The 8406-nt window shown below is 54.8% G+C and carries 11 protein-coding genes and 1 pseudogene; all 12 read left to right on the forward strand.

The features are described from left to right. Positions 1-1127: pseudogene (locus B5F88_RS20855) on the forward strand (hypothetical protein); the annotation flags it as partial. Between the two features lie 12 nt (positions 1128-1139). After that, the gene (locus tag B5F88_RS17785; RefSeq protein WP_242959870.1) at positions 1140-1904 is read left to right on the forward strand and encodes a hypothetical protein; all 765 of its coding nucleotides are present in this window, start codon (positions 1140-1142) and stop codon (positions 1902-1904) included. Next, the gene (locus tag B5F88_RS17790) at positions 1901-2869 is read left to right on the forward strand and encodes a hypothetical protein (protein ID WP_087348704.1); all 969 of its coding nucleotides are present in this window, start codon (positions 1901-1903) and stop codon (positions 2867-2869) included. The genes B5F88_RS17785 and B5F88_RS17790 overlap by 4 nt, the downstream gene beginning before the upstream one ends. 9 nt (positions 2870-2878) lie before the next feature. Further along, a complete protein-coding gene (locus B5F88_RS17795) occupies positions 2879-3502 on the forward strand; it encodes a DUF2577 family protein (RefSeq protein ID WP_087348707.1) in 624 nt (207 codons plus the stop codon). Further along, complete coding sequence (locus B5F88_RS17800; protein WP_087348710.1) at positions 3502-3912, forward strand: DUF2634 domain-containing protein; 411 nt, start codon at positions 3502-3504, stop codon at positions 3910-3912. Before B5F88_RS17795 ends, B5F88_RS17800 begins: the two co-directional genes overlap by 1 nt. Beyond that, positions 3909-5021: a baseplate J/gp47 family protein gene (locus tag B5F88_RS17805; protein ID WP_087348712.1), complete on the forward strand. Its 1113-nt coding sequence runs from the start codon at positions 3909-3911 to the stop codon at positions 5019-5021. Before B5F88_RS17800 ends, B5F88_RS17805 begins: the two co-directional genes overlap by 4 nt. Further along, positions 5014-5991, forward strand: coding sequence for a putative phage tail protein (locus tag B5F88_RS17810; RefSeq protein WP_087348714.1), 978 nt, complete (start codon positions 5014-5016; stop codon positions 5989-5991). The genes B5F88_RS17805 and B5F88_RS17810 overlap by 8 nt, the downstream gene beginning before the upstream one ends. Next, on the forward strand, positions 5981-7105 hold the full coding sequence (locus B5F88_RS17815; protein WP_087348716.1) for a hypothetical protein: 1125 nt from the start codon (positions 5981-5983) through the stop codon (positions 7103-7105). The genes B5F88_RS17810 and B5F88_RS17815 overlap by 11 nt, the downstream gene beginning before the upstream one ends. Positions 7106-7120: 15 nt before the next feature. Then, positions 7121-7465, forward strand: coding sequence for a hypothetical protein (locus tag B5F88_RS17820; protein WP_087348718.1), 345 nt, complete (start codon positions 7121-7123; stop codon positions 7463-7465). Next, the gene (locus B5F88_RS21880; protein ID WP_275532957.1) at positions 7458-7583 is read left to right on the forward strand and encodes a hypothetical protein; all 126 of its coding nucleotides are present in this window, start codon (positions 7458-7460) and stop codon (positions 7581-7583) included. Before B5F88_RS17820 ends, B5F88_RS21880 begins: the two co-directional genes overlap by 8 nt. A gap of 35 nt (positions 7584-7618) precedes the next feature. Next, positions 7619-7936: a hypothetical protein gene (locus B5F88_RS17825; protein ID WP_087348720.1), complete on the forward strand. Its 318-nt coding sequence runs from the start codon at positions 7619-7621 to the stop codon at positions 7934-7936. After that, positions 7929-8406: peptidoglycan recognition family protein (locus tag B5F88_RS17830; protein WP_140402185.1), on the forward strand; the 478-nt coding region annotated here is incomplete at its 3' end. The genes B5F88_RS17825 and B5F88_RS17830, both read left to right, overlap by 8 nt.

Genomic DNA, 8406 nt, shown 5'->3' on the forward strand with positions numbered 1-8406 from the left:
AGTCTTTGCAGACTGCAATCAATATGGCAGTGGAAGGGATAAGGGCGTTGGCCAGTGCGGCTGAATTTTTGATAGACAATCTGGATATCATCCTTCCGCTGCTGCTGGGCATAGGGGGAGCTTTTGTTATATTCCAGGTGGCCGCAAACTGGACACGGATAGCGGAAGCTGCTATGACGGCGTATCAATTTGCAGTAAATTTGCTTTCCATTGGCTTTGGCGTACTTAGGGGAAGTACAGCGGCCTCATCGGCAGCGATGTTCCAGTTTAACAGCGTGCTGTTGGCATCGCCAATTACATGGATAGTTATGATTATTATGCTGTTGGTTGGCGTCATATATGCCGCGGTTGCTGCATTCAACCATTTTACTGGAGCGGGGGTAAGCGCAACGGGGGTCATAGCTGGAGCATTTTTAACCCTGCTTGCGTTCCTGGCAAATACGATCGTAATTCCCATACAGAGAACCTTTGCTGCGTTGGGGAATTTTATCGGGAATGTATTCAATGACCCAGTGACGGCGGTGAAAGTCCTGTTCTACGACATGGCGCTGAGAAGTATTGGATGGGTCAGCAGCATTGCCAGTGCGTTAGAGAAGTTGTTGAATTCAATCCCGGGATTTGAGTTGAACTTTACATCAGGATTAGATAATTTGTACAACAAAATGGAGCAAGAAAGGGCAAAAGCAATAGAGAGCGGCTCCTATAAGGAGTTTTTCAAGGCCTGGGATTACATTGACCTTTCTGATGCCTGGGACACAGGATACAACTGGGGCGCAAACCTGTTCAAGGGAGGCGACCCAATGGAAGATTTTATGAGTGAATATGAGCCTCCAGCGGTTCCTGGCTCAGAGACAGATAAGCTTTTGGAGGATATCGCAAATAGTACAAAAGGCATTGAAAAGTCTGTTGATATGTCCAATGAAGATATTCAGTCCCTGGTGGATGTGGTAGAGCGCCGGTATGTGGCAAACGTCAACCTGACCAGCCAGGCGCCGGTGATCAATGTCAACGGCCAGAACACCGGCAACACTGCTGCGGACCGCCAGGCCCTGGCTGATGCGATCCAGACGGTCCTCCTGGAACAGATTCCGTCCACATCGGTCCGAGCCACCGCTATGCCCACGTAAGGAGGGGAGAGTGTGCCGAACAACTTTGGCCTGTTTTTCACCAGAGATAATATGGTCATACGCCTGCCGGTCAATCCGGAGAAGCTGCCGGTGGCCCGGGGCAATGAAAACGACGACTACAACGTGCTGGGGGTGGGCCCTATCACGGTGCCCCGGCTCCCATCCCTGCGCGTGGTAACGATCTCCAGCTTTTTCCCCGGGCGGGTGTCGCCTCTGGTGCTGACCCCCAATGAGTTTCAGCCCCCTGAGTTCTACATCCAGTTTTTTGAGTCCGCCATGAAAGAAAAGGCGCCCATCCTGTACACCCCGGTTCGCTACTATGAGAACGGAGAGCCGTTTATGACCGGAGACGCCGGCTTTGAGGTCCTGGTAACCAGGTTCGACACAGAGGAGCGGGGCGGGGAGACCGGGGACTTCTACTATGACCTGGAGGTGACCGAGTATAAGGACTATGCCCCGCAGACCATGCAGGCCGCAGCATCCGCCACGGACGCCGGCAGCGCCGCGGCGGCCGCACAGCCCGCACAGGTAACGACTGAGCCGGCCAGATCCATCCCGCAGGGTCAGCTTGTGGTCGGGTCTGCCTGTACCCTCAACGGGCCCTATTATTACTCCAGCTATGGGGACGAGCCCCACGGCAGCGGGAATGGAAAGCAGGTGTTGGTCTCCCGCATTGTGGACCTGTCCCGGGCCTATCCCTACCATGTCACCAATCTATCCGGCGGGGCGCTCGGATGGGTGACGGCGGCCTCGCTCCAGGTGGTGAGCACCACATGACAACCGAGCTGCTGATCGAGAACAAGTCCAGCGGGAAGATCTGGGAATGTTCTAACAGTGTGACTACCATTTCCCTGGAGACGCAGCGCACCGGAGCTCCAGCCAAGCTGACTTTTACCATCATCAAGTCGGGCGACTTGTCCTTTACCGAGGGCGATGTGGTGCGCTTTTCTGTGGAGGGCCAGCTGCAGTTTTACGGTTGGGTGTTTACCAAGAGTAAAGACCGCTGGGGGGTCATTGAGGTGACCTGCTATGACCGGCTGCGCTATCTCAAGGCAAATGCCTCCTATGGGTTCTACGGGCAGACGGTGGGCCAGATCATCCAGCAGATTGCAGGGGATCTTCAGGTGGACACCGGGGCCATTTCGGATACGGGGTATGCGATCCCGTCTCTGTATGAGGAGGACCAGAGCTGCCTTGATATCATCCAAAGCGCGGTCCAGCAGACCCTGCTCAACACCGGAAACATCTATGTATTTTACGATGACGGGAACGGGCTGGCCCTCCAACAGCCGGCGGATATGATGTCCGATGTGCTCATCGGGGAGAACTCCCTGCTGCTGGACTATACCTACAAGACGGACATAGATGCCCAGACCTACAACTCCGTGAAGCTGGCCCGGCCCAACGAGGAAACCGGACACGCCGATGTGGTAATCGCCCAGGATTCCGCCACCATTGGGCAATGGGGGCTGCTGCAGCTTTATCAGACAGTGGACGGGGACGTCAACACTGCTCAGATGGAGGCTCAGGCGGCCGCCTCGCTGAAATACTACAACCGGCGGCTGAGGACCTTGTCTGTGTCCTCGCTGGGTGTGCCGGGGCTGAGGGCGGGTATGATGGTGCTGATGAAGGTGCCGGGGCTGGGGGATATCAGCCTGGACCAGTATGTGCTGCTGGAAAAGGTCTCCCACACCTGGCAAAACGATGTACACACCATGGACTTTGAGACCATGGCCATCTGAGGAGAGCGTATGAATCTGACAGAGACCCTGTATCTTATGGTTCAAAAGTCCATGAAGGCCGCCCAGCTTACCGATCTAAGAGTGGGTACCGTTACAGCGGTAGGGCCGCTGGAGATCACCACAGACCCAGCCATGCCCCCGATCAAGGCCGGAGTGTTGTATCTCACCGAGGCCGTCATCGAAAAGAAGATCCCTGTGCTCTCCCATGCTCACGATGTAAATGGGCTGTCTCACTCCCACAGCGTTACCGGCCTGGGGCACGCTCACAACACTGGAGGGCTTGACCACACCCATGGGATCACCGGGTTGGGGCATACCCACACCATAACAGGAGGGACCACCGAGAGCGCACTGGATGGCTCCTATGCATCCGCGGACGCGCTGGGTGGGTCGTATCCCTCTGATACGCAGCTGGCGGGTTCCTATCCCACCACAGGGGCACTGGGGGATGTCGTGTCGTCATCTTCTTTGGGCAGTATCGTCTGCTATGAAAACGGAAAGCCCCTGCCGGTAGAAAACGGCTATATCATTCTGAACCGGGCGCTGGAGGTGGGAGATAAAGTACTCCTGCTCCGGGTGCTCAGCGGACAAGCGTTTGTCGTACTGTCCAGAATTTTCGAGGAGGTGTCCTAATGGCGGTTTTGCCGAAAAGTGCTGTGGATCTCACCAACGGCGTGGAGTTCGTCCAGCAGCCCTCCAAGACCTGGTACATCAACCGGGAGACTGGGCGCATCCAGGGGGAGATAGACGGGCTTGCAGCGGTGACTCAGGCGGTGGACGTCCTTCTCAATGTGGAGCGGTTCCGCTGGCAGATCTACAGGACCTATTCCGGGGTGCAGTGGGAGGGGCTGATCGGCCAGGACCCTGGCTATGTGGCTTCTGAGCTGCAGCGGCGCATCACCCAGGCCCTAACCATGGACGACCGGGTGCGGGGGATATCCAACTTCTCCTATAGCACGAACGGGAATACCCTTACGGCTTCATTTACGGTCAACACCGTTTACGGGGCCACGCAAACCACGGTGGAGGTGAACGTCGCGTGATTGATTTCTCCCAGGATACGTACCAGAACCTGTTACAGGCCATGCTTGCCCAGGTGCCCAGCACTTACGATAAAAGAGACACCGCGCCGATTCCCACCGCCCTGGGACCGGCCGCCTGGGTGCTGGAGGGCTTCTATCTCATATTGAACCAGGTGCAGCGGCAGGCATTTGTGCAGACTGCGGTAGGGGAGGCGCTGGACATGCTGGCGGTGCTGGGCGGGATCACCCGCAACCAGGCTTCGGCGGCAGTGATGCTGGGCGTGTTCAATGAGGCGGTGCCTATTGGCGCCAGGTTCTCCACCATCAATGGCGCCAGCTCCATCAACTTTACCGTGACGGCTGCCACCGAGACAGAATACCAATATCAGCTTACCGCAGAAACACCGGGCACCATCGGGAATGAATATACCGGGCCGATTCTGCCCATTACCGTGATCAGCGGCCTTACCTCTGCCCAGTTGACCGAAATTTTGGTGCCGGGGGACAATGTTGAGAGCGACGACGCCCTTCGGACCAGGCTGATCAATGCGCTCAATGACCGGCCGTTTGGCGGCAACATCGCGGCCTACCGGGAAAACATCCTGGCCATTGATGGGGTGGGAGCGGTGCAGGTGTACCCCACCTGGAACGGCGGGGGGACGGTGGCCTGCTCCATCTTGGGGTCGGACTATCTGCCGGCGTCCGAAGATCTGATACAGACGGTCCAGACCGCCATCGACCCGCCCACCAGCGGCATGGGTCTGGGGCTGGCCCCTATCGGGGCACAGGTGACCATCACTACGCCCACCGAGCTGACGGTAAATGTGTCCGCCACATTGCAGCTCTCTCCGGGCTATGAAATTGGTCAGGTCCAGGCTCCCATCGAAGCGGCCATCGAAGCGTATCTGCTGACCACCCGGCAGAGCTGGGCAACGAATACCAGCACATCCGACGTAACCTATGCCGCCAATGTTTATGTGGCCAGGATAACGGCCGCTATACTGAGTGTGACCGGAGTAGTCAACGCTACCAATGTGCAGCTCAATAGGGGTACGGCAGATCTGACCCTGACACAGACCGGGGCCTCCCAGCAGGTGCCCATACTGGGGACGGTGACGCTCAGTGAGTAATATCCAGTTTGATACCGATATGCTCTCTCTGCTGCCGCCGTGGTATCGGGAGATATTGGACTACCAGCAGATCTGCCAGACCGAGCGGGAGCAGATGGAGGCTCTGGCGGACTCCATCCAGGCCGTGACGGACAATATGTTTTTCCAGACGATGGATGAAGCATCCATTTATCTGTGGGAGCAGATTTTGAACATTGTGCCGAATCCGCAGACCGAGACCTTGGGATTCCGGCAGGCCCGGGTCATCAGCCGTCTGTCCAGCCGGCCGCCGTTTACCATCTGGTTCTTATATCAAAAACTGGATGAGCTGATCGGGCCGGGCCGGTGGTCGGTAAACATGGACTACCCCAACTACACTCTGTACATCAAGAGCGACGCGCAAAACCAGTCCTATGCCACAGAGGTGGCCTTCACCGTCAACCGAATCAAGCCTGCCCACATCGTGTATGTGAATACCCCTTATGTAGAGTCCGGGATTTTGCTTTCTGAAACCATCAGCATGGTCCGGCGGACATTCAACTACTTACTCGGCTCGTGGAATTTAGGAATCCTTCCATTTGCGACGGACTACCCAGCCCCGATACCCAATTATCGTTTGGGACAGTGGATCTTAGGAAGACTTCCATTTTATACGGATGTGCCTCAGGAGATTATCAAAATGCCTACTACACCATCTATTCAACCGCTGCTTTTGAGTGGAGTAGCAAACTTTGTAAGCGGGGAAATTGTTTCTGCCCGCATAAATGGAACAATCTCTATTTCTGATCTCACCAAATCTGTGAGCGGTAGCGTGCTGACAATCAATTTCACAGTTCCGGCGGGGGACTTTACCGCAATCACCACGGTAGAACTGTTGGATGCGAGCGGGAATGTTCTGACAAGTGCAAATGTCTATGTGCCAATCACCGGAGCTACCCTGCTGGAGTACCGAATCCCAGTTGCTGAAGGAGTGAATAGCAATGGCCAATAACCCCATAACCGTACCTTTGCCCCAGGATCTGCCGGAAACCTGGGCGGCAAATCAGATTGTATCTCCTGATGGAGTCAGCGCGGGTCTTACACCACAGCACGGATACAACTACCTCATGCAACAGGTGAACAATGCCCAGGCTGCTGCGGAGCAGGTTGGAGCGGCGATACCGCAGCTTGCAGACACGGACCTCTCTAACTTGAACACCCCCCAGCTCGCTCTCACCAACCTGGGAGCGGGGGTGCGGTCTAACGGTGTACTTAACCCGCTTGCGCTTGTAAACCAAGTTGGGCAGACAAGTTATAGCAATCAGACAGGGTCAACAGAGTATGCATTTGACGGAAGAAAAGGTGTTCTATATGATGTGTCGATTCAAGATGGGGTAGAATCAGTACAAATATCTGGAAGCGCGACTAGTACAGCGCGATACGGCGCGATAGTTCCGAATGGGCTTAAAGCGGGAAAAACATATACAGCATCAGTATTTATTAAAGTAAATAGTGCAACAGGGTCTCCGTATTTTATGGTGAGCAATAATCTTACTACTGTTGCATATACCATCCCCCTTACTCAAGGCGACAATTACGAAGTGAAAACGATTTCATTCACAGCAACCGATGATGCAGATTCAGTTCTACTGGAAATTATCGCCGGAAACGGTAGTTCTCTGTCAGCTGATATAAAAGGATGGAAGATTGAGGAAGGCAAAAACCAAACTCTTGTATATCAGGATGACGAGAGTAATTTGCAGATGATATCGCAACAAGATATGAAGATTGGATTGCAGCTGGCGGAGTGTCAGAGGTACCAGGTTGTGTATTCAATGGTTCAAAGCGGGCTTTATTTTATGGGACTTGCTAGGAGTACAACGCTTTGCACTATAATGATAACCACACCAGTTCCGCTTAGAGTCAATCCGAGTATTGAAGCAGACTGTTCTGCGCTAGAGCTTTTTGATGGCGTAAACGAATATGCTATCAGCTCTATCAGTTTTTATACAATGTCGCAGAATCAGGTTGCGCTTTCAGTAGAGTCCGCTGGGCTTACTCAAGGTGGCGTTTATCTTATCAGGGCAAAGAATGCAACTCAAATGCTGCTAAATTCGAACATATAAAATGGAGATGATCAAATGGACAAATCCCATGTCTACGTCAAGGTAGATAATCGAGGATGCATTATTCGATGTGAGGGCGGTTACACGACGCCAGCCGATCTGACAGGTTGGGTACAGATTGACAAGGGGTATGGAGATCGATACAACCTCTGTCAATCCAACTACTTTGATGGAAACCTCTACACAGAGGACGGCATTCCTTGCTACAAGCTGGTAGACGGCAAAGTGATGGATCGCACTTTGGAAGAGATTGCTGCAGACCGGACAGCGTTGCCTGCACCGATGCCTACGCAGGAGGAACGAATTTCCGCCCTGGAGAGCGCAATGCTGTCTATGATGGGAGTGAACATAGATGTATGAATTCGTCCTACTTCAGTTCAAAATGCACCGGATCAATGAGGAGCAGGTGCGCGCCATGGTACCTCAGTACCTGACTGCCGAACAGGCAGAAACCATCATCAACGGACCCGACGCCTGACGGCGTGGGAATACATTCGCAAAGGAGAAAAGACTATGAACAAGAAGCTGCACAAGTACGTCAATGAGATCATCGACCTGGGGACTGCTGCCAATATGGGCTGGAAGGAAGGCGTCAACATGTTTCTTTCCAACGTGAAGAACGCCGGTCAGGAGGGTGCCCCCCACTATGGCGGCGCGGAGCACCTGGACTGGAAGGCGGTGGCCAGGGAGATCGGCCCCTTTGACGACGGGGACGAGGCTGACATGATCAACACCTTCAACGCCGACTATACCGCCCATATGGCGGAGATCATCGACCTGCGCTCCGCCGGGGACCGGGACTGCGTGACGGCGGTGATGCGCGGTGAGTAACAGCCCGCTGGCGGTCTATACCCGCCTGTCTCCCAACCGTACCCGCCCCAGAAATCACGCCATCGACACCATCACTATCCATTGCTATGTGGGCCAGGTTACGGCAGAATCCGCCGGTGCGTGGTTTGCAAAAGAAACTACCCGGGCTTCCTGCAACTATGTGGTGGACAAGGACGGCAGGATTGGACTCATTGTTGATGAGTCCAATATGAGCTGGTGTTCCTCCAGCTTCTCCAACGACCACCGGGCGGTGACCATCGAGGTGGCCAGCGATATGGTACACCCCTACGCCGTCACGGACAAGGCGTATCATGCCCTGATCGAACTGTGCGCCGACATCTGCAAGCGCAACGGGATTCCGAAGCTGCTGTGGCAGGGGGACAAGTCCCTGGTGGGCCAGGTGGACAGGCAGAACCTGACCGTCCACCGGTGGTTTGCCAACAAGGCCTGTCCCGGGGACCATCTGTACA

The sequence above is a fragment of the Flavonifractor sp. An306 genome (assembly GCF_002159455.1).
Classification (GTDB): Bacteria; Bacillota; Clostridia; order Oscillospirales; family Oscillospiraceae; genus Flavonifractor.